Consider the following 20,752-nt stretch of genomic DNA (forward strand, 5'->3'; position numbering starts at 1 on the left):
TGAAGGGCTCGAACCTTCGACACCCTGATTAAAAGTCAGGTGCTCTACCAACTGAGCTAATGGCTCGTAATAAATGGCTGGGGATATAGGATTTGAACCTATGCATGACGGAGTCAAAGTCCGTTGCCTTACCGCTTGGCTAATCCCCAATAATAAAGATGGTGGAGGCTGAGGGGCTCGAACCCCCGACCCTCTGCTTGTAAGGCAGATGCTCTCCCAGCTGAGCTAAGCCTCCATCCTATGACCCGTAGGGGATTCGAACCCCTGTTACCTCCGTGAAAGGGAGGTGTCTTAACCCCTTGACCAACGGGCCCCATTTCCAAAGCTCTCAACCGGGATCGAACCGGTGACCTCATCCTTACCATGGATGCACTCTACCTACTGAGCTATGAGAGCAAATGGCTCCCCGAACAGGACTCGAACCTGTGACAACTCGATTAACAGTCGAGTGCTCTACCAACTGAGCTATCAGGGAATAATATGCATTTGCAGGGCAAATGCAATTCATCGTACAACGCTAACATGCAGAGCCTGTTTTCTATGTATGATGAAAGAGTTCGCTTGGCAGCGTCCTACTCTCCCAGGACCCTTCGGTCCAAGTACCATCGGCGCTAGAGGGCTTAACGGTCGTGTTCGGGATGGGTACGTGTGGAACCCCTCCGCTATCGCCACCAAACGAGCATTTGTGGAACAAATGCGTTCAGAGTTCATTCTCTGAAAACTAGATCCGAAACGAAACTTGCGACTAGAACCTGCAATTTGGATAAGCCCTCGACCGATTAGTACTGGTCAGCTCCATGCATTACTGCACTTCCACCCCCAGCCTATCTACCTCGTCGTCTTCAAGGGGTCTTACATACTGGGAAATCTCATCTTGAGGGGGGCTTCACGCTTAGATGCTTTCAGCGCTTATCCCGTCCGTACATAGCTACCCAGCGGTGCTCCTGGCGGAACAACTGGTACACCAGCGGTACGTCCATCCCGGTCCTCTCGTACTAAGGACAGCTCCTCTCAAATTTCCTACGCCCACGACAGATAGGGACCGAACTGTCTCACGACGTTCTGAACCCAGCTCGCGTACCGCTTTAATGGGCGAACAGCCCAACCCTTGGGACCTACTTCAGCCCCAGGATGCGATGAGCCGACATCGAGGTGCCAAACCTCCCCGTCGATGTGGACTCTTGGGGGAGATAAGCCTGTTATCCCCAGGGTAGCTTTTATCCGTTGAGCGATGGCCCTTCCATGCGGTACCACCGGATCACTAAGCCCGACTTTCGTCCCTGCTCGACTTGTAGGTCTCGCAGTCAAGCTCCCTTATGCCTTTGCACTCTTCGAATGATTTCCAACCATTCTGAGGGAACCTTTGGGCGCCTCCGTTACTCTTTAGGAGGCGACCGCCCCAGTCAAACTGCCCACCTGACACTGTCCCCGTACCGGTTTACGGTACCAGGTTAGAACCTAGATACGATCAGGGTGGTATCCCAACGGTGCCTCCACACAAGCTGGCGCTCATGCTTCAAAGGCTCCCACCTATCCTGTACAGATCGTACCCAAATTCAATATCAAGCTGCAGTAAAGCTCCATGGGGTCTTTCCGTCTTGTCGCGGGTAACCTGCATCTTCACAGGTATTAAAATTTCACCGGATCTCTCGTTGAGACAGCGCCCAAGTCGTTACGCCATTCGTGCGGGTCAGAATTTACCTGACAAGGAATTTCGCTACCTTAGGACCGTTATAGTTACGGCCGCCGTTTACTGGGGCTTCGGTTCACAGCTTCGGATTGCTCCTAACCGCTCCCCTTAACCTTCCAGCACCGGGCAGGCGTCAGCCCGTATACTTCGCCTTACGGCTTCGCACAGACCTGTGTTTTTGCTAAACAGTCGCTTGGGCCTTTTCACTGCGGCCCCCTCGTGCTATTCACACTACCGGGGCACCCCTTCTCCCGAAGTTACGGGGTCATTTTGCCGAGTTCCTTAACGAGAGTTCTTCCGCGCGCCTTAGAATTCTCTTCTCGCCTACCTGTGTCGGTTTGCGGTACGGGCACCTTCATCTGGCTAGAGGCTTTTCTTGGCAGTGTGAGATCATGACCTTCGCTACTGTAATTTTCACTCCCCATCACAGCTCAGCCTTACGGTTAGCGGATTTGCCTACTAACCAGCCTTACTGCTTGGACAGGCATCCATCAGCCTGCGTCACTACCCTACTGCGTCCCCCCATCGCTCGTAACGATTTACGGTGGTACAGGAATTTCGACCTGTTGTCCTTCGACTACGCCTTTCGGCCTCGCCTTAGGTCCCGACTTACCCTGAGCGGACGAGCCTTCCTCAGGAACCCTTAGGCTTTCGGCGGATCAGATTCTCACTGATCTTTTCGTTACTCATACCGGCATTCTCACTTGTATAATGTCCAGCGCTCCTTACGGTACACCTTCAACCCTTATACAACGCTCCCCTACCCCTGATGCAAAGCATCAAGCCATAGCTTCGGTGGTGTGTTTAGCCCCGTTACATTTTCGGCGCAGAGTCACTCGACCAGTGAGCTATTACGCACTCTTTCAATGGTGGCTGCTTCTAAGCCAACATCCTGGTTGTCTGTGCAACTCCACATCCTTTCCCACTTAACACACACTTGGGGACCTTAGCTGATGGTCTGGGCTGTTTCCCTTTTGACAATGGATCTTAGCACTCACTGTCTGACTCCCGGAAGTAAGTCTATGGCATTCGGAGTTTGACTGAGCTTGGTAACCCTTGCGGGCCCCGCACCCAATCAGTGCTCTACCTCCACGACTCTGTTTTCCGAGGCTAGCCCTAAAGCTATTTCGGGGAGAACCAGCTATCTCCGAGTTCGATTGGAATTTCTCCGCTACCCCCACCTCATCCCCGCACTTTTCAACGTGCGTGGGTTCGGGCCTCCAGTGCGTGTTACCGCACCTTCACCCTGGACAGGGGTAGATCACCCGGTTTCGGGTCTACGTCCACGTACTAACTCGCCCTATTCAGACTCGCTTTCGCTGCGGCTCCGGCTCTTCACCTTAACCTTGCACGGGAACGTAACTCGCCGGTTCATTCTACAAAAGGCACGCCATCACCCCTAAAACGGGCTCTGACTTCTTGTAAGCACACGGTTTCAGGTTCTATTTCACTCCCCTTCCGGGGTGCTTTTCACCTTTCCCTCACGGTACTGCTTCACTATCGGTCGCTAGGAAGTATTTAGCCTTGGCAGATGGTCCTGCCGGATTCATACGGGGTTTCACGTGCCCCGCACTACTCGGGATCCGTCTCGGAGGGAACAGACTTTCAATTACAGGGCTTTTACCTTCTTTGGCGGGCCTTTCCAGACCTCTTCGTTTAACCGGTTCCTTTGTAACTCCATGTGAGACGTCCCACAACCCCAGAGAGCAAGCTCTCTGGTTTGGGCTGTTCCGCGTTCGCTCGCCGCTACTGACGGAATCACTATTGTTTTCTCTTCCTCAAGGTACTTAGATGTTTCAGTTCCCCTGGTATGCCTCTACACAACCTATGTATTCAGTTGTGAGTAACTGGATATTACCCCAGCTGGGTTTCCCCATTCGGACATCCCCGGATCAAAGCTTGCTTACAGCTCCCCGAGGCAGTTTCGTTGTTCGCCACGTCCTTCATCGGCTCCTAGCGCCTAGGCATCCTCCGTGTGCTCTTAGTAGCTTAACCAGTTGCTCCGGTTTCGACTGCTCACTTCCCTTGTTTTGCTTACGCAAAGCCAAAAGTCGCTCCCATTCGATACCATCGCAAAGCAGTTTTCGCTATTATTTGAAACTTGTTTAACACAAGTTCAGCTAAAAGGAATGTTCTAATTCGCATTTTTCGTTTCGATATCTAGTTTTCAAAGAACAAGCTTGAAATCTTGTTGGTGGAGCCAAGCGGGATCGAACCGCTGACCTCCTGCTTGCAAGGCAGGCGCTCTCCCAGCTGAGCTATGGCCCCATATAAAATTTATAAAAATGTAAATGGTGGGCCCTGGTGGACTCGAACCACCGACCTCACCCTTATCAGAGGTGCGCTCTAACCAACTGAGCTAAGGGCCCATATATTAACATTGAAACCCAATAGGGTTTACGCTTGGCGGCGTTCTACTCTCCCAGGACCCTGCGGTCCAAGTACCATCGACGCTGAAGGGCTTAACGGTCGTGTTCGGGATGGGAACGTGTGGAACCCCTTCGCTATCGCCACCAAACGTTTGAGAGTTTGAGCTCTCAAAACTGAGCAACGAGTGAGTAATTTCGCTCTTCATTTCATCCACACCTAAAGTGATGGACCGAAATGAATCGCTGTCGCAGGTTCAATGAACCTGCTTATTTGAATGTTTCCGCTACGGGAAACGATTCTCCATAGAAAGGAGGTGATCCAGCCGCACCTTCCGATACGGCTACCTTGTTACGACTTCACCCCAATCATCTATCCCACCTTCGGCGGCTGGCTCCTTGCGGTTACCCCACCGACTTCGGGTGTTATAAACTCTCGTGGTGTGACGGGCGGTGTGTACAAGACCCGGGAACGTATTCACCGCGGCATGCTGATCCGCGATTACTAGCAATTCCGACTTCATGCAGGCGAGTTGCAGCCTGCAATCCGAACTGAGACCGGCTTTTTAGGATTCGTTCCACCTCGCGGCTTCACTGCCCGTTGTACCGGCCATTGTAGTACGTGTGTAGCCCAGGTCATAAGGGGCATGATGATTTGACGTCATCCCCACCTTCCTCCGGTTTGTCACCGGCAGTCACCTTAGAGTGCCCACCCGAAGTGCTGGCAACTAAGATCAAGGGTTGCGCTCGTTGCGGGACTTAACCCAACATCTCACGACACGAGCTGACGACAACCATGCACCACCTGTCTCCTCTGTCCCGAAGGAAAGGTACATCTCTGTACCGGTCAGAGGGATGTCAAGACCTGGTAAGGTTCTTCGCGTTGCTTCGAATTAAACCACATACTCCACTGCTTGTGCGGGTCCCCGTCAATTCCTTTGAGTTTCAGTCTTGCGACCGTACTCCCCAGGCGGAGTGCTTAATGTGTTAACTTCGGCACCAAGGGTATCGAAACCCCTAACACCTAGCACTCATCGTTTACGGCGTGGACTACCAGGGTATCTAATCCTGTTTGCTCCCCACGCTTTCGCGCCTCAGCGTCAGTTACAGCCCAGAGAGTCGCCTTCGCCACTGGTGTTCCTCCACATCTCTACGCATTTCACCGCTACACGTGGAATTCCACTCTCCTCTTCTGCACTCAAGTCACCCAGTTTCCAGTGCGATCCGGGGTTGAGCCCCGGGATTAAACACCAGACTTAAATGACCGCCTGCGCGCGCTTTACGCCCAATAATTCCGGACAACGCTTGCCCCCTACGTATTACCGCGGCTGCTGGCACGTAGTTAGCCGGGGCTTTCTTCTCAGGTACCGTCACTCCTTGAGCAGTTACTCTCAAGGACGTTCTTCCCTGGCAACAGAGCTTTACGATCCGAAAACCTTCATCACTCACGCGGCATTGCTCCGTCAGGCTTTCGCCCATTGCGGAAGATTCCCTACTGCTGCCTCCCGTAGGAGTCTGGGCCGTGTCTCAGTCCCAGTGTGGCCGATCACCCTCTCAGGTCGGCTACGCATCGTCGCCTTGGTGAGCCGTTACCTCACCAACTAGCTAATGCGCCGCAGGCCCATCCTCAAGTGACAGATTGCTCCGTCTTTCCAGCTTCCTTCAGGCGAAGAAAGCAAGTATTCGGTATTAGCTACCGTTTCCGGTAGTTGTCCCAAGCTTGAGGGCAGGTTGCCTACGTGTTACTCACCCGTCCGCCGCTAACCATCAGAGAAGCAAGCTTCTCTTCAAGTCCGCTCGACTTGCATGTATTAGGCATGCCGCCAGCGTTCGTCCTGAGCCAGGATCAAACTCTCCAATAAAGTATTGAAAAGAGCGATTAGCTCATTTTGAATCTGACGAGATTAAAATCTCATTTTTGCTTTGAAATCATACAGTCAGATGACTTGTACCGTTTCCTCAGCGTCGATCTTGCAAGCAAGATCGTTACTCACTCGTTGTTCAGTTTTCAAAGATCAAACATTCAGTTTGTTGCCGTTTTTCATATTGTCGTCGTTTTCAGCGGCGACTTTTATAATATATCATGTTCGACGTCACTTTGCAAGCACTTTTTTTCAAAATGTTTTTCATTCATTTTTGCTGGAAGTACTTGTTCCAGTGGTTTGTCCTAAAAAGGAACGAAAATTAATTTATCATACCTAATCTAATAGGTCAACCCTTTTCCGACAATTTGTTTCATCCATTACTCTAACCATAGATCGTAGTAGTAAAGAGGTACAGCGCTGGCTGTAAGGGCCGCACCTCGCTCATCAATCAAATTGCATGTATAGGCTCTATATCAGCTATCTTACGGTTTAGATTTTTTGAGTTTGCCGCTTCTTGCGTATTTGGACAACTCCTTAGGTGGAGCGAATCGTGCATACATGCGGAATACTGTTTTGTATCTACTCGCTATGGCGTATTTGATCTCTTGATCGAGGCGGTTGTCACTTAGGTCAAACAACATTTCATCCAGCTCTTTACGTAATACATAATCGAGTTCCTTACATTCCTTCTCGTTAAACAGCATACCCAGCATTAAGAGTTCTCCTTTTTCTGCATATGGATAATGGCGCGCCTTTATAGTTTGTGTATTAAAATCCCCACTCTTTAAAGTCGAGACTATATATGACGCGCCGGTTCCAGCCCCCTTGTGATCTATAAAACTCGCTTACCTAGTGGAGTGCTGAAACCCGTTTTATTGTTATGGTCAACTTTCTGAAAATTTATGAATGTCAATCCATACAAATTTATCCACGCACAATGCTGAAGGTAATCGTACTTTCGATAATGGCTGCAATGAACAGCAAAATGACAACCCAGCACGATGCGGTTAATGTCCTCCGCAAAAAAGTTCCCCACTGTTTTCCTATCATGTGCCGCTTGGCGCTTCCGAGTTCAATCAGACTTCTGGATGCCAGTCCCCCAAACTTGAGACCAAAAGCACAGGCAATGATGATAACGGGAATTTCTATGATTCCGTGCGGTAAAAGTCCCTTTACTACAATATCAAAAAGGCTGGCTCCATTATCCGTAGTGATATGCACTAGAAAACCGATAACCATTCCGTTAATCACTAAAAATATAACAGGCAAAATTCCAAAGAAAATACCTGCATAGATCACGAGCACACTTTTGATGGCATTATTAAAAAAGATAAAGATAAAGAAATTCCATTGCACATTTCCGCTCTGTTCGAGCTGTCTGCTTACCTCTTGAAGTCCGCCGATCTGGTTCAATAGTAACTCTTGCAGCGGTCCCGTACTTACCCATCCAGCCCCTATACCTGCAACAAACAAAATGACAGACCAGATCAATGCATTACGAATGGATCCCAGATCCCTTAAAAATGTACTGAACTTTAACATGATAACCTCCTGTTAAGTGAAGATGATGGACAAACAAATTTCTTATGCGAATAACTGCGCTGTACGAGCATACATTGGAGAGTAAACAAGCATTTCTTATGGGAGAGGGGCGCTTATTGAAATGAACTCGTTCTATGTATTCAGTGGCAAAAAGATTAAACGTTTCCTGATTGTGCTGGCTGCTGCCGTCTTTGCTATCGGGATTATTTATCTGGAAAGTGGCAATGTTTCTGTATTCTCGGAGGATGCACCGTCGGCTGTGTACAACGTACCAACAGAGAAAAAAGTAATTGCACTTACGTTTGATATTAGCTGGGGCGATAAGCGCACGGAACCAATCCTGAAAGTGCTGCAGGATAATAAAGTAGAGAAAGCCACCTTCTTCTTATCCTCCCCCTGGAGCAAGACACACCCCGAGATCGTAACCTCCATCAAGGAAGCAGGATACGAAATTGGCAGCCATGGGCATAAGCACGATAATTACAGCAGCATGACCGAAGAAGAAATTCGCAAGGAAATTTCAACAGCTCATAGCATTTTAACCGATTTAACGGGAAAAGAACCGAATCTGCTTCGTCTGCCTAATGGGGATTTTGACAAACGCGTACTTCAGGTAGCCAGCAGTCTGAACTACCAGGTCGTTCAATGGGATACCGACTCACAGGATTGGAAGAATCCAGGAGTACAGACCATCGTAGATCGGGTAGTCAGCAAAGCGCACCCTGGAGATATCGTACTGCTGCATGCCAGCGATTCCTCCAAACAAACTCATGAAGCACTGCCTGTCATTATCGATAAACTAAGAAACCAAGGATATGAATTTGTGACAGTCTCCGAATTGCTGAATCATTCCAGTGCAAAAGGCACCGAAGTTCGGGATCAAGCCAGTGCCCAATAACACTCACAAGATTTACTGTTAAAATCCAGGCGGTACAACCAACATTAAAGGTTCGGCAGCACAAATGAAAAGAGCTAACCATGTTAGCTCTTTTTTGCGTTTTATTAAAAAATCCTCAATAGCACTTATTACGCTTGCTCTGTTCTCCCGCTCACTGCTTGTTCAGCAGAACCATCCACCAGCTTATGTAATATAAGCATTTGGTATGCATTACATGCCAGCAATGGGACCACAATAAAGGTGGTAGCTGCATTTACATCGATTCGGAGCACGCCAATCGTCTCCACCACGGTCACTGCAATCATAAAAAAGAGCGTTGGCACCATTGCCGAGATATGTGTCTGTTTCACCTTCACGTAAGCGGTAACAATTGCAGCTGCCAAAATAATGATTCCAAGTACGATATCGGACAAACGCTCTCGTCCGCCTCCGACGAATAAACGCAAGAACATGACGTCAAGCAAAGCGAGCACAGTTAAAACAAGCTGTACGATCTGCCATCCGCGTTTCGGAAATACACCTTTGCCCATATAATTCAGTATCAAGTAAGCGAAAAATCCCATCTGAGAGTACACACTAATCATCACACCTGATCCAAATAAAATCAGGAGATACAGCAGAAAATCGGTAATGCCGTTCGTTTTCTCCCCGTTCACCAGCATCATAATGAGGCCTGTTACAAGCGTTCCAGCTGCTCCGATAAGTAAGGCTGTCCAAAATAGGAAAAACCATTTACGTAAATTCAAATGTTTTCCACCCCCGAGAGTTTATTTTACCAACCTTCTCAGCAAAAAACCATCATCATTCAACATATTTAGTGCTTGGCCATCACATACTACATGCAGTATCTAATCAAGGAGGGGTTATGCACATGAAACGGCCTTTGTGGCAGCTAAGCTGCGTTGTATTGGGGCTATCCGTCATGCTCGCCGGCTGCGGTTCAGATCAGAATTCTTCGCCTCCTCAGGGCAGTTATAAAGAGATGAAAACGATGGTCGTCGATATTCTGAAAAGTGATGAAGGCAAAAAAGCTGTAGAAGAAGCTCTTACAGGCCAAAGTTCCTCCGGGGGTGGCGGTGAAAGTGGAGATTCCGAACAAAGTGGCGGCGGATCGGGTGGCGGGTCTGGAACCATTGGTATGAAAATGTTAATGCCTATGCAATCTTCAGAACAAATACGTATTGCTGTTAAAGATACCATCACGGCTCCCGAGTACCAAAAAGAATTCGAAAAAATCATGACAGATCCGCAATTTGCAAGTGAATTCGCCAAAGCCATTAACTCGCAGAGCAAACAGCTGCATATGCAGCTAATCAAAGATCCCACCTATCAAAAATCGGTTGGGGATATCATGAAATCTCCTGAAGTATCCAAAATGTTTATGGACATGACCAAAACACCTGAGTATCGCAAACAGACAATGACCGTAATGCAAGAAGTCATGCAGAACCCGCTATTCCGAATGGAAGTGCTCACGCTGCTCAAAAAAGTAGTGCAGGACGAACTTCAGCCCAAAGTTGAATCGGGCGGGCAGGAACAAGGCGGACAGCAAGAAGGCGGCGGTGGTCAAGAAGGTGAAAGTGGCGGCGGCGACAGCGGAGATGGCGGAAGTGGTGGTGACTCCGGAAGTGGCGCAGGATCATAAAACCTGTTGAAGAATACGGTTACCCTGAATAAAGGAAAGCAAACCCGTTACAAGCTATAAAAGCCCGCATCCGATGGATGCAGGCTTTTTGATTTTTAGGTAATTGATCTTCAATATGCTAAAACTTAGCCTCAATTGACTGGGCTACTTCATCGTATATGGCACCGATGCGTGTTTCAGCCTTATATACAGATGGCGAGAAATCAGGTTCTGATGGATGATTGTCCGGTGAACCGAGGGGAATCTGTGCGAGCAGCTCTGTATGCAGGCTCTCCGCAAGACGCCCACCGCCCCCACGACCAAAGACGTAGTCCTTCTCTCCACATTTGCCACACTCATAATAAGCCATGTTCTCTACCACACCTAGCAGCTCATGCTCAGTCTGAATCGCCATTGCACCCGCCCTAGCGGCTACAAAAGCTGCCGTGGCATGCGGCGTTGTAACGATGATCTCCTTACTGTGGGGCAGCATTTGATGCACATCCAGGGCAACGTCACCTGTCCCTGGAGGCAAATCAAGCAGCATGTAGTCCAGTTCTCCCCAATTCACATCCGTGAAGAACTGACGCAGCATACGGCCCAGCATTGGACCACGCCAGATTACAGGGTTATTTTCTCGTATGAAAAATCCCATCGACATCACTTTCACACCGAAACGCTCTACAGGCTGAATTACACCATCCTCTACAACGGGGTATTCTTCAATCCCCATCATATCAGGCACACTGAAACCGTAGATGTCCGCATCAATTAATCCAACCTTCTTACCTTGCCGGGCGAGGGCAGCAGCCAAATTTACTGTCACTGTAGACTTCCCTACCCCGCCTTTGCCACTCGCTACTGCAATATACCGGACACCCGAATCAGGACTTAATAACTCATGACCATCCAGACCTGCTGCGTGGCCTTTTACAAGTACTTCTTCGTCATTCTGCTCATTCCCGGGTTGTCCTGCATTCAAGCTCTCTCGTTCATGTTCTGATGCTGCACGCAGACGTATATGTACATCATGAATACCATGTTGAGACATTAGGTTACGTGCGGCATCACTAAGAGCAGTTGTATCCTCAGTCTGATTGTCCAGTGTAACAATGGTCAGTGCCACATGGTTTTCTTTTACCATGACATCTCGGATCCATTGAAGCTCAGTCAGACTTACTCCCAATTGTGGTTCCTGTAAAGGTTGCAATAGTTCAAGTATCTGTTCTTTTGATATCATCAGACAGCACCTCAGCTTTATCTATTGGCATGTAATTAGGTATGCTGTGTTAATTATAACATTCTACTTCTCTTTGTAACTAACTTTTGGGACGCTCACCGGAGGAATACCTCAAGATTCCATTATAAATGGAAGCGGCTACTTTACGCTGATATGCTTCATCTGCAAGAAGACGTGCCTCTTCCGGATGGGATAAGAAACCGACCTCTACGAGAGCAGACGGAATTTTCAATGCCTGCAGCAGATAAACGGTGTTTACCGTTTTAGCAATACGGTCTGTATTTTCAAGATTGCGTATCATTTCTTGCTGCAACAAATTGGCCAATCCTTCATTATCAGGGTGATTGGGTGTATAAAAGACCTGTGCTCCACTCCAGCGGTTCGAAGGGACACTGTTCATGTGAATGCTGATAAACAGATCTGCCTGCTTGTCTTCAATGCGTCTTACTCTTTGTTTGAGATCTTCTGTCTTCCGTTTGGAATATCCTCTCGTATCTGACTCCGCTAGATCTGTGTCGATCTCCCGCGTCATGACAACCAGGGCTCCAGCTTGCTGCAGATAGTCCCGCACATACAAGGCGATCGATAAATTGATATCTTTCTCAATGACCCCCTGCTTGCTCACAGCTCCCCCGTCCGGTCCACCATGCCCTGCATCAATTGCGATAACTTTGCCTGCTAGCGGCAGCCCCCAATATCCGGACGTCTTGGATGAAGGAAGCTCATACGTCACCACAGCCACCAGCATCGCCAGTAGACAGAGGCTTAACAGCACACGCTTTACTGTACGCAAACGGATCCAAACCACAAAATGCTTCCCCATATTTTTACGCATAAAAAAAACCACCTCGTCCCTATAAATGACTCTAATCATCTATATGGGACAAGGTGGACAAATATACCGTTAGGAGCGGACTTGCTCCGCCAATCCTTCGATCAGCACTTCAGCTACCTCAGGACGAGTAAACTCTGGTAGAGGACACTCTCCTTCACGAAGCAAACCACGCACTTTTGTACCGGATAACGTCATATGATGCTCTTTACCGTGCGGGCAAGTTTTGCTTGATGCCATGTTGCCACATTTGGTGCAGAAGAAATATTCTCCGTGTCTCTGCAGGGTCAAAATAAAACTGTTCAAATTTGACCGGCTTGGGGCGATTCAAGACTTGAATTGGTCCTCCCACATACGTTGCAGGTCGTCCCAAAAGCTTTTTGACACCTTGATGCTCTGGGTCATCTGTTTTAAATACACGACGCGCTTCTTCCCCCTGATCCACTGTGTACACACTCTGTACCTCCAGCAGGCCGTAGGTTACGCCATCCTCTTCCCCAATAAGTGCAACTTTCTCTCCCACCTTAAGTGAAGCAGCCTGCTGCTCGTCTACAGCAAGTGTGATAGGAATACTCCATATCGTTCCATCCGAAAGACGCATCCGCGAGACCACCGAAAAAAGATAGTCTTCTTCATTCAAGAAACCTGTAAGGGTTGAGAATGCGCCTAATCCAATCAGATCCAAGTCAGAAGTGGTCCAGCTTTTAATACGCAGCGGGGATAACTTCTCACTATCGCGCCATAATTGTTCCCGTTCTTCTCCTTGTACGACACGCTGCACCAGCGTACCTCCAATGAGGCAGAATCGATGTTATTTTGTCAGCTCCCTAATTCTTCATAGTAATGGTTCAATAGAAAAATGTTCAAAGCCGAGTCGAGAAGTCTAATCGTTGTTCCCAGCTATATTGATTTAATTATTTATGGAGTCCGCATTCTGTTTTGTCATTTCCAGACCATCGTCCTGCACGCGGATCTTCACCAGGCATAACTTGACGTGTGCAATACTCACAACCGATACTCGGATAGTTCTGGTCATGCAGAGGGTTATATACAACGTTATTGGCACGTATATATTCCCAGACATCCTCGGAAGTCCAGTGAGCGATCGGGTTAAATTTCATAAGTCCAAACTTCGTATCGTATTCTACCTTTTTCGCATTGGCACGTGTCGGTGCCTGATCTCTGCGAATCCCCGTGATCCAGGCATCATACTGTGAAAGAATACGTGTCAGCGGCTCAACCTTGCGAATATTGCAGCAAGCATTAGGGTCCGATTTCCACAATTCCTCTCCATGTTGAGCCGCCTGTTCTTCAGGGGTAATTTTGGGAGAGACCCGCACAAAATCAAGATTGTATTTCTCCTTCATGGCATCACGAGTCTCATACGTTTCCTTGAAATGAAAATCAGTGTCGAGATAAAAAACATCCGTAGATGGACTGATCTTCTGAAGTATATCTACAAGTACAACATCTTCCGCACCAAAGCTGCATGCAAAAGTGATATTAGGAAACGTTTCTACAGCATAACGGATAATATCCTCAGGGCTTGCGTTTTCCAATTCCTCTGCTTTTGTCCGAGCAAGATCTTCCTTTTCCAACAAGTTCATTTCTGAATTTCCCCCATTCTGCTTTTCCCCATAAATTCAATGCCGACTAATCTAATATGAATTATGTATAGTATAAATCTTTCAGGTGGGATGTCAATGCCTGCCAGATGGTAAAATGATTCATTTGCAGCCCATTTTTAGGTATGGATTACACATAAATGTGAGAAAGCACCTTGGATATTATCATGCGAATTCATTACAACTTTACCAAACAAGCTAAATCGACTTAGAAACTCTTTTCGGCACCCTAACCATGAAATCCTTTGTCCCTACTGGGTTATTGGGATTAAATTATACTAAAATGCGTAATGATTTACGCACTTGTTATTCCCAAATATGATATGTATAAAGACTGATCATATATGAAAACACCCTAAATCCCCTGTGTTCACTTGTAAGTGACTTTTATTGAATACAAAAGAAAAACTGATGACTGTTTCCACGTACGAAATGTCCTGAAGTCTTTTGTTTCAGCATTATTCAAGATGAGAAACACCCCTGTTAGCTAAACTCATATCCCAAGCAGTCGATGGAAAGCTCTTGAACCGACTTGTTCTACAAGTTTAAAAGACAAAAAAAGCCTCTGGCCGAGGCCAAAGGCTTGTAAAACATATTAACGTTTGGAGAACTGAGGAGCGCGACGAGCGGCTTTGAGACCGTATTTTTTACGTTCTTTCATCCGTGGGTCACGAGTCAGGAATCCTGCTTTTTTCAGGGAAGCACGGTATTCCGGATCTGCTTTCAGCAGAGCGCGGGAGATACCATGACGGATAGCTCCAGCTTGACCGGAGATTCCGCCACCATGAGCGATAACCAAAACGTCATAGTTGCTGAGCGTTTCTGTCAAAGTCAGTGGTTGTTTTACGATCAGTTTGAGTGTTTCCAAACCGAAGTATTCATTAATATCACGTTTATTGATGACAATGCGTCCTTCACCCGGTACAAGGCGAACACGAGCTACCGAATGTTTACGACGACCTGTCCCATAGTATTGTACTTGTGCCATGAAACTGTCCTCCTTTTAATTAACCGCGAAGTTCGTAAACTTCTGGTTTTTGTGCTGCATGTGGATGCTCAGTGCCTCTGTACGCTTTAAGTCTCAGCTTCATTTTTTCGCCCATGCGAGTTTTAGGAAGCATACCGCGAACAGCCAATTCCAACATACGTTCCGGTTTGTTTTTAACCATATCTTCTGCAGTAGTTACTTTCAAACCACCTGGGTGCATCGAGTGACGGTAGTATTTTTTATCTTGCATTTTTTTACCAGTCAATACGATTTTCTCCGCATTGATGATAACTACGAAATCGCCAGTGTCCACATGTGGAGTGAATTGTGGCTTATGTTTGCCGCGGATCAAAGCAGCTGCTTCGCTCGCCAAACGTCCGAGCGTTTTGCCTTCGGCATCAATGATGTGCCATTGGCGCTCAACTTCGTTAGGCTTCGCCATGTACGTGGTACGCATGAAAAGTTCCTCCTTAAAATGTTCAAAATCTCATTTTCATTTATCTTCGTTCATTAAGTGATAACTTTAGGTGTTGATGGATAGTTGTTGCGATGTGAACCTCTTAATTGGGGCTGTGGGAAAGCCATTAAGAAAACACAACTTTTATATTACATGATAGGAGCTTAAACCGCAAGTGTTAATTAAGCTTTTCACTCAGCAAATTTAATCTTTTATATATTCAAGATCCCAGAGCATTAAACCGCAACTTACCGCAGTTGGTCCTGCAGCAGAGCGATTACATGCGGCAATCATATTCGGTACATCAGAGGCTTTCCGTTTGCCCTCCCCGATCTCCAGCAGTGTACCTACAATAATGCGAACCATATGCTGCAAAAAGCCGTTGCCGCTCACATAAATATGAATGACTCCCTGATCGCGCGGATGATCTCTGCACATTGAACGGTCAACCTCTATCCATGCGTCGTATACCGAACGTACATGATTCTCTTTCTGAGACTTGCGAGAAGCAAAGGAGGTGAAATCATACGTACCAATAAAATGACGGAGCCCCTCCTGCATTGCAGTTATGTCCAACCTGGCATGATGATGATATTGCTGCCTTCTGTTGAATACATCCGGAAACTGATTCGCATTGATCGTATAGCGGTACGTCTTCGTTTTCGCTGCATAGCGAGAATGAAACTCGAGCGGTACTTCTATCGCGTCAATAACGACAATATCAGAAGGTAATCTAGAATTAAGCGCAATACACCAACGTTCAACCGGGATTTGAGATTCGGTGGAAAAGTTAAAGATCTGCCTGCGAGCATGAACACCCGCGTCGGTTCTACCTGACCCCGTTATCTTTACCGTCTCACCTGTCAATGCACGAATGGCATCTTCGAGATGATCCTGAATGGTATTCCCCCCCGGCTGTACCTGGAAGCCATAATAAGCAGTGCCATCATAAGTTAGCGTCATACACAAGTTGCGCATCATTACCACACCTTTGTTCCATACTATACATACCCTACCCCGAACAGCAAAAGAAGCTCCTTCCGGAGCTTCTATTACAGCACGAATTCCGAAATGAAGTGAAAAAAAGGGTTAATCCAGAATCAACGACTCTGTCCCCTTTCCTCATCTCATCTGTTTTACGCGCGGTCAACCAGTTCCAAGTAAACCATAGGCGCAGCGTCACCACGACGAGGTCCCAGTTTCAGGATACGAGTGTATCCGCCTGGACGCTCAGCGTAACGACCGGACAATTCGCTAAACAGTTTTTGGATTGCATCTTGCTCACCATCGATAGTTTCGCGGCGAACATAAGCTGCCACTTGGCGACGGGCATGAAGATCTCCCTTTTTCGCTTTAGTGATCAGTTTTTCAGCAATAGAGCGAACCTCTTTTGCTTTCGCTTCAGTTGTCTGAATGCGTTCGTATAAGAACAGGTCGGTTACCAGGTCACGGAACAAAGCTTTACGCGCGCTGGAATTACGGCCCAACTTTTGGTATGCCATTGTTTTCCCTCCTTCACTTCAAGCACTCGGCTGTCTATTCTTCTGTACGGAGTCCCAAACCCAATTCTTCAAGCTTCTCTTGAACTTCTTCCAAAGACTTACGTCCGAGGTTACGGACTTTCATCATGTCTTCTTCTGTTTTCGTAGTCAGCTCTTGCACAGTGTTAATACCGGCACGTTTCAGGCAGTTGTAGGAACGAACAGAGAGATCCAGCTCTTCGATCGTCATTTCGAGTACTTTTTCTTTTTTGTCTTCTTCTTTTTCGACCATGATCTCAGCGTCTTTCGCTTCGTCTGTAAGACCCACGAAGAGCATCAAATGCTCGGTCAAAATTTTAGCGCCAAGGCTTACAGCCTCTTCAGGACGAATACTTCCGTCAGTCCAAACTTCCAACGTGAGCTTGTCATAGTTGGTTACTTGGCCAACACGCGTATTTTCCACAGCGTAGTTAACGCGGCTGATCGGGGTGAAGATGGAATCGACTGGGATGACGCCGATCGGCTGGTCATCGCGTTTATTCCGATCTGCCTGGACGTAGCCGCGACCGCGATTGGCAAAAATACGCATGTGAAGTCTCGAACCTGGTCCGAGCGTAGCGATGTGCAGATCCGGGTTAAGGATTTCCACATCGGAATCAGCACGGATATCTCCAGCCGTGATTGCTCCTTCGCCTTCAGCATCAATCTCGAGCACTTTCTCCTCATCAGAATGAATTTTAAGCGACAAAGCTTTCAGGTTAAGAATAATCTCCGTTACATCTTCCATTACGCCAGGAACTGTAGCAAATTCATGCAGAACGCCATCGATTTGAACCGAAGACACTGCCGCACCCGGCAGTGACGAGAGCAAGATTCGGCGAAGCGAGTTTCCAAGCGTCGTTCCATATCCGCGCTCTAGCGGTTCTACTACGAATTTCCCATAGGTGCCATCATCGTTGACGTCTACCGTCTCAATTTTCGGCTTTTCGATTTCAATCACTGCAATACCCCTCCTTCAAAACGTCGGTCCTCTATGAAACATTTACCTTCTCTTGCGAAAACATGTAGTAGTATGCCTAAACAACCATTATTAGCAGATTGTGCTGGATTTATACCACACGCAGGGGCAAATCTCATTAGACACGACGACGTTTTGGAGGACGGCATCCGTTATGTGGGACTGGAGTTACGTCTTTGATCAGGTTAACTTCCAGACCTGCAGCTTGCAAAGAGCGAATCGCTGCTTCACGGCCTGCGCCTGGTCCTTTAACCATAACCTCAACGGCTTTCATCCCATGTTCCATTGCAGCTTTGGCAGCAGTCTCAGCAGCCATTTGTGCAGCAAACGGAGTCGATTTACGGGAACCTCTGAATCCGAGGCCGCCGGAGCTTGCCCACGAAATTGCGTTTCCGTGAGGATCCGTAATGGTAACGATAGTGTTATTGAAAGTGGAACGGATATGTGCCACGCCAGATTCAATATTTTTACGGTCACGACGTTTAGTACGTACGACTTTTTTCGGTTTAGCCATTTTCTCTTATCCCCCCTTATTATTTCTTCTTGTTCGCTACTGTACGACGAGGACCTTTACGAGTACGAGCATTCGTTTTCGTACGTTGTCCACGAACAGGCAGACCACGACGATGACGAACTCCACGGTAACAACCGATCTCCGTCAAACGTTTAATATTCAAAGAGATTTCACGACGCAGGTCACCTTCTACTTTGACCTCTTTGTCGATACTTTCACGCAATTTGCTGACTTCATCTTCCGTCAAATCACGAACACGAGTGTCCGGATTGATGCCTGTAGAGCTCAGAATTTTCTGGGAAGTCGTTTTACCGATTCCGAAAATATAAGTCAAGGCGATCTCAACGCGCTTATCACGTGGCAAATCCACACCAGCTATACGTGCCATTTTACGCTACACCCCCTTCATTAACCTTGTTTTTGTTTGTGTTTCGGATTTTCACAGATAACCATAACATTCCCTTTGCGGCGAATGACTTTGCATTTTTCGCAAATCGGTTTGACCGAAGGTCTTACCTTCATGTGAATTACCTCCTCAAAGTTCTGCTTAGCAAAACCCTCTTCGTAAGCATTGACCTCGTTTTACCATTGTAAAACCGGCTTCGAAGCTTTCGCAAGTTTTGCCGGGCAAAACCCGCTTCAAGCTTCACAGTTCATTGCAACTGTCTACTACTATTTACGGTAAGTTATACGTCCTTTTGTCAAATCATAAGGCGATAACTGAACAACTACTTTGTCACCAGTCAGGATACGGATGAAGTGCATCCGCAGCTTGCCGGAAACGTGAGCGAGAATTTGATGACCGTTCTCAAGCTCAACCTTGAATGTTGCATTCGGCAGCGGTTCAAGAACCGTACCTTCCACTTCAATGACATCTTCCTTGGCCATTAGTCAGTCTCCTTTCTCTTCAGCTTGAATGTTGGTGGATTCCAGAAACGAATGAACCGCATAGCGGAGCTTTCCGTTTGTCACCCGACCACTCTCGTTTAAACTGTTTACAACCTCGCTGCTGATCATCGGCTGGAGCTCCAGATGAAGAATATTCTTCTTCTTGGGTTGATCAAACTTACGTTTGTCTCCATCCGCTATATACACGAACCTACTGTCCGCTATAGCAACAATTACCGCGGCTTGGTCCGCATTGCGGCCTTTACGGATCTTCACAAGTTGACCGAGCTGCGGATTAGACTGACTATTCATGCCTCATCACCTACGCATTCAGTTTTGTGAAAATTTCCATGCCATCTGGTGTAACTGCTACGGTGTGTTCAAAGTGGGCACATAACGATCCGTCAACAGTTACGACAGTCCAGTTATCTTCCAACGTTTTCACATACCGTCTGCCTGCGTTAACCATCGGCTCTATGGCCAGCACCATGCCCGCTTTAAGCCGTGGTCCCCGATCAGGAAGACCATAGTTCGGAATTTGGGGTTCTTCGTGCAGATCCGCTCCTATGCCGTGACCGACATATTCCCGAACCACCGAAAAACCGGCATCCTCAATATATTTCTGAATCGCATGAGATATAGTAAACAAGCGAACGTCCGGTTTAACCAGCGCCAGACCTGCGTATAACGAAGCCTCGGTAACGTCCAGAAGACGACGTGCTTCCTCGGAAATACGGCCGACCGGATAAGTCCAGGCAGAATCTCCATGATACCCCTGGTACTGCGCGCCAATGTCAAACGTAACGATATCGCCCTCGTTCAACTTGCGTTTGCCGGGAAATCCATGCACCAACTCTTCATTTACTGAAGCGCACACACTGGCAGGAAAACCGTTATAACCTTTGAAAGACGGCACAGCTCCTTGACTGCGGATATATTGATCGGCCATATGGTCAAGTTCTCCAGTCGTAATACCGGGAGCGATATGCTCTGCTAAGAGACGATGCGTTTCCGCAACAATTCTCCCTGCTTCCCTCATCAAGCCCAGTTCCGTTTCGGACTTACCAATGATCATTCAATTAACCTCGCAATAAGGACACGATCTCTTGAGAGACTTGATCAATATCCTGTTCTCCGTTCATTTGACGAAGAAGACCTTTGTTCTCATAAAACGTGAGGAGTGGTGCTGTTTTGTTGATATATTCGTCAAGACGGGTTCCTACGCTCTCTTCGTTATCATCCGAACGTTGGTACAACTCGCCGCCGCATTTATCACAAATACCTTCCTGCTTAGGCGGATTGAATACGACATGATAAGTGGCGCCACAGTTTTTGCAAATGCGACGACCCGTCAAACGAGCCAGCAATTTGTCGCGGTCCACTTTCAGGTTAATTACATGATCGAGACCTGAGTTCAGTCGGTCCAGGATGCCACCCAGCGCTTCTGCTTGAGACAGGGTTCTTGGAAAACCGTCCAAGAGGAATCCTTCTCTGCAGTCAGGCTGCTGCAATCGTTCTTCAACGATGCCGATGGTTACATCATCTGGTACAAGCAATCCTTGATCCATATATTCCTTGGCTTTCAGGCCAATGGGAGTTCCCTGCTTAATCGCCAGACGAAATGCATCGCCTGTTGAAATGTGGGGAATACCGAACTCTTTCACGATGACGTCTGCTTGCGTTCCTTTTCCTGCCCCCGGAGGGCCCATGAATAGGATGTTCAC

General features: G+C 47.5%; 20 protein-coding genes, 8 tRNA genes, 4 rRNA genes and 1 pseudogene. 2 read left to right on the forward strand and 31 right to left on the reverse strand.

Annotation, left to right across the window (positions count from 1 at the left end; translation table 11 throughout):
• From ABGV42_RS26755 to ABGV42_RS26820, 14 genes are all read right to left on the reverse strand, one after another.
• Nucleotides 1-58 (reverse strand) — tRNA-Lys (locus ABGV42_RS26755).
• 16 nt (nucleotides 59-74) lie between these two features.
• Nucleotides 75-149 (reverse strand) — tRNA-Gln (locus tag ABGV42_RS26760).
• 10 nt (nucleotides 150-159) lie between these two features.
• Nucleotides 160-235, reverse strand: a tRNA-Val gene (locus ABGV42_RS26765).
• A 6-nt stretch (nucleotides 236-241) separates the two neighbouring features.
• Nucleotides 242-313, reverse strand: a tRNA-Glu gene (locus ABGV42_RS26770).
• Nucleotides 314-323: 10 nt separating this feature from the next.
• Nucleotides 324-396 (reverse strand) — tRNA-Thr (locus ABGV42_RS26775).
• Between the two features lie 3 nt (nucleotides 397-399).
• A tRNA-Asn gene (locus ABGV42_RS26780) sits at nucleotides 400-475 on the reverse strand.
• Nucleotides 476-559: 84 nt separating this feature from the next.
• Nucleotides 560-676, reverse strand: a 5S ribosomal RNA gene (gene rrf / locus ABGV42_RS26785).
• 83 nt (nucleotides 677-759) lie between these two features.
• Nucleotides 760-3,685, reverse strand: a 23S ribosomal RNA gene (locus ABGV42_RS26790).
• A 197-nt stretch (nucleotides 3,686-3,882) separates the two neighbouring features.
• A tRNA-Ala gene (locus tag ABGV42_RS26795) sits at nucleotides 3,883-3,958 on the reverse strand.
• Between the two features lie 24 nt (nucleotides 3,959-3,982).
• A tRNA-Ile gene (locus ABGV42_RS26800) sits at nucleotides 3,983-4,059 on the reverse strand.
• A 32-nt stretch (nucleotides 4,060-4,091) separates the two neighbouring features.
• Nucleotides 4,092-4,208, reverse strand: a 5S ribosomal RNA gene (gene rrf / locus ABGV42_RS26805).
• Nucleotides 4,209-4,366: 158 nt separating this feature from the next.
• A 16S ribosomal RNA gene (locus ABGV42_RS26810) occupies nucleotides 4,367-5,918 on the reverse strand.
• The 16S, 23S and 5S rRNA genes sit together here with 8 tRNA genes alongside, the layout of an rRNA operon.
• A gap of 485 nt (nucleotides 5,919-6,403) precedes the next feature.
• Nucleotides 6,404-6,634 (reverse strand): hypothetical protein, encoded by a 231-nt coding sequence (locus tag ABGV42_RS26815; protein ID WP_095293396.1) that lies wholly within the window; start codon nucleotides 6,632-6,634, stop codon nucleotides 6,404-6,406.
• Nucleotides 6,635-6,845: 211 nt separating this feature from the next.
• Nucleotides 6,846-7,463: a stage II sporulation protein M gene (locus ABGV42_RS26820; RefSeq protein ID WP_347384499.1), complete on the reverse strand. Its 618-nt coding sequence runs from the start codon at nucleotides 7,461-7,463 to the stop codon at nucleotides 6,846-6,848.
• 121 nt (nucleotides 7,464-7,584) lie between these two features.
• Between ABGV42_RS26820 and pdaB the strand changes: the two genes are divergently transcribed.
• Complete coding sequence (gene pdaB, locus ABGV42_RS26825) at nucleotides 7,585-8,361, forward strand: polysaccharide deacetylase family sporulation protein PdaB (protein WP_110756607.1); 777 nt, start codon at nucleotides 7,585-7,587, stop codon at nucleotides 8,359-8,361.
• Nucleotides 8,362-8,489: 128 nt separating this feature from the next.
• Here the strand turns inward: pdaB and ABGV42_RS26830 are convergent, their stop codons facing one another.
• Nucleotides 8,490-9,107, reverse strand: coding sequence for a KinB-signaling pathway activation protein (locus ABGV42_RS26830; protein ID WP_347384500.1), 618 nt, complete (start codon nucleotides 9,105-9,107; stop codon nucleotides 8,490-8,492).
• Between the two features lie 125 nt (nucleotides 9,108-9,232).
• Here ABGV42_RS26830 and gerD point away from each other — a divergent pair, with 125 nt between their 5' ends.
• On the forward strand, nucleotides 9,233-10,006 hold the full coding sequence (gene gerD, locus ABGV42_RS26835) for a spore germination lipoprotein GerD (RefSeq protein ID WP_347384501.1): 774 nt from the start codon (nucleotides 9,233-9,235) through the stop codon (nucleotides 10,004-10,006).
• Between the two features lie 118 nt (nucleotides 10,007-10,124).
• On the opposite strand, the gene ABGV42_RS26840 is transcribed toward gerD, so the two are convergent.
• From ABGV42_RS26840 to ABGV42_RS26915, 16 genes and pseudogenes are all read right to left on the reverse strand, one after another.
• Nucleotides 10,125-11,225, reverse strand: coding sequence for an Mrp/NBP35 family ATP-binding protein (locus ABGV42_RS26840; protein ID WP_347384502.1), 1,101 nt, complete (start codon nucleotides 11,223-11,225; stop codon nucleotides 10,125-10,127).
• A gap of 79 nt (nucleotides 11,226-11,304) precedes the next feature.
• A complete protein-coding gene (cwlD, locus tag ABGV42_RS26845) occupies nucleotides 11,305-12,060 on the reverse strand; it encodes an N-acetylmuramoyl-L-alanine amidase CwlD (protein ID WP_347384503.1) in 756 nt (251 codons plus the stop codon).
• 69 nt (nucleotides 12,061-12,129) lie between these two features.
• Nucleotides 12,130-12,872 (reverse strand): annotated as a pseudogene (locus ABGV42_RS26850) (hypothetical protein).
• Nucleotides 12,873-12,971: 99 nt separating this feature from the next.
• Complete coding sequence (locus tag ABGV42_RS26855; RefSeq protein ID WP_347384504.1) at nucleotides 12,972-13,664, reverse strand: phosphoadenylyl-sulfate reductase; 693 nt, start codon at nucleotides 13,662-13,664, stop codon at nucleotides 12,972-12,974.
• Nucleotides 13,665-14,277: 613 nt separating this feature from the next.
• Entirely contained in the window at nucleotides 14,278-14,670 is a 393-nt protein-coding gene (gene rpsI, locus ABGV42_RS26860; protein WP_056697740.1) for a 30S ribosomal protein S9, read from the reverse strand.
• Nucleotides 14,671-14,689: 19 nt separating this feature from the next.
• On the reverse strand, nucleotides 14,690-15,127 hold the full coding sequence (rplM, locus tag ABGV42_RS26865; protein WP_095293404.1) for a 50S ribosomal protein L13: 438 nt from the start codon (nucleotides 15,125-15,127) through the stop codon (nucleotides 14,690-14,692).
• A gap of 204 nt (nucleotides 15,128-15,331) precedes the next feature.
• A complete protein-coding gene (gene truA, locus ABGV42_RS26870) occupies nucleotides 15,332-16,105 on the reverse strand; it encodes a tRNA pseudouridine(38-40) synthase TruA (protein WP_347385223.1) in 774 nt (257 codons plus the stop codon).
• Between the two features lie 158 nt (nucleotides 16,106-16,263).
• Nucleotides 16,264-16,629 (reverse strand): 50S ribosomal protein L17, encoded by a 366-nt coding sequence (rplQ, locus tag ABGV42_RS26875; RefSeq protein WP_017692102.1) that lies wholly within the window; start codon nucleotides 16,627-16,629, stop codon nucleotides 16,264-16,266.
• Nucleotides 16,630-16,663: 34 nt separating this feature from the next.
• Nucleotides 16,664-17,608, reverse strand: a complete 945-nt coding sequence (locus ABGV42_RS26880; protein ID WP_024633566.1) for a DNA-directed RNA polymerase subunit alpha — start codon at nucleotides 17,606-17,608, stop codon at nucleotides 16,664-16,666.
• 136 nt (nucleotides 17,609-17,744) lie between these two features.
• On the reverse strand, nucleotides 17,745-18,140 hold the full coding sequence (gene rpsK / locus ABGV42_RS26885) for a 30S ribosomal protein S11 (RefSeq protein ID WP_017692100.1): 396 nt from the start codon (nucleotides 18,138-18,140) through the stop codon (nucleotides 17,745-17,747).
• A 19-nt stretch (nucleotides 18,141-18,159) separates the two neighbouring features.
• The gene (rpsM, locus tag ABGV42_RS26890; protein WP_095293406.1) at nucleotides 18,160-18,528 is read right to left on the reverse strand and encodes a 30S ribosomal protein S13; all 369 of its coding nucleotides are present in this window, start codon (nucleotides 18,526-18,528) and stop codon (nucleotides 18,160-18,162) included.
• Nucleotides 18,529-18,548: 20 nt separating this feature from the next.
• Nucleotides 18,549-18,662, reverse strand: coding sequence for a 50S ribosomal protein L36 (gene rpmJ, locus ABGV42_RS26895; RefSeq protein ID WP_003333770.1), 114 nt, complete (start codon nucleotides 18,660-18,662; stop codon nucleotides 18,549-18,551).
• A gap of 150 nt (nucleotides 18,663-18,812) precedes the next feature.
• Nucleotides 18,813-19,028 (reverse strand): translation initiation factor IF-1, encoded by a 216-nt coding sequence (gene infA, locus ABGV42_RS26900; protein ID WP_017692098.1) that lies wholly within the window; start codon nucleotides 19,026-19,028, stop codon nucleotides 18,813-18,815.
• Nucleotides 19,029-19,031: 3 nt separating this feature from the next.
• Nucleotides 19,032-19,340: a KOW domain-containing RNA-binding protein gene (locus ABGV42_RS26905; protein ID WP_347384505.1), complete on the reverse strand. Its 309-nt coding sequence runs from the start codon at nucleotides 19,338-19,340 to the stop codon at nucleotides 19,032-19,034.
• A 10-nt stretch (nucleotides 19,341-19,350) separates the two neighbouring features.
• On the reverse strand, nucleotides 19,351-20,103 hold the full coding sequence (map, locus tag ABGV42_RS26910; RefSeq protein WP_175394089.1) for a type I methionyl aminopeptidase: 753 nt from the start codon (nucleotides 20,101-20,103) through the stop codon (nucleotides 19,351-19,353).
• Between the two features lie 4 nt (nucleotides 20,104-20,107).
• Nucleotides 20,108-20,752 (reverse strand): adenylate kinase, encoded by a 645-nt coding sequence (locus tag ABGV42_RS26915; RefSeq protein ID WP_347384506.1) that lies wholly within the window; start codon nucleotides 20,750-20,752, stop codon nucleotides 20,108-20,110.

Source organism: Paenibacillus pabuli (assembly GCF_039831995.1).
Lineage (GTDB): Bacteria > Bacillota > Bacilli > Paenibacillales > Paenibacillaceae > Paenibacillus > Paenibacillus pabuli_C.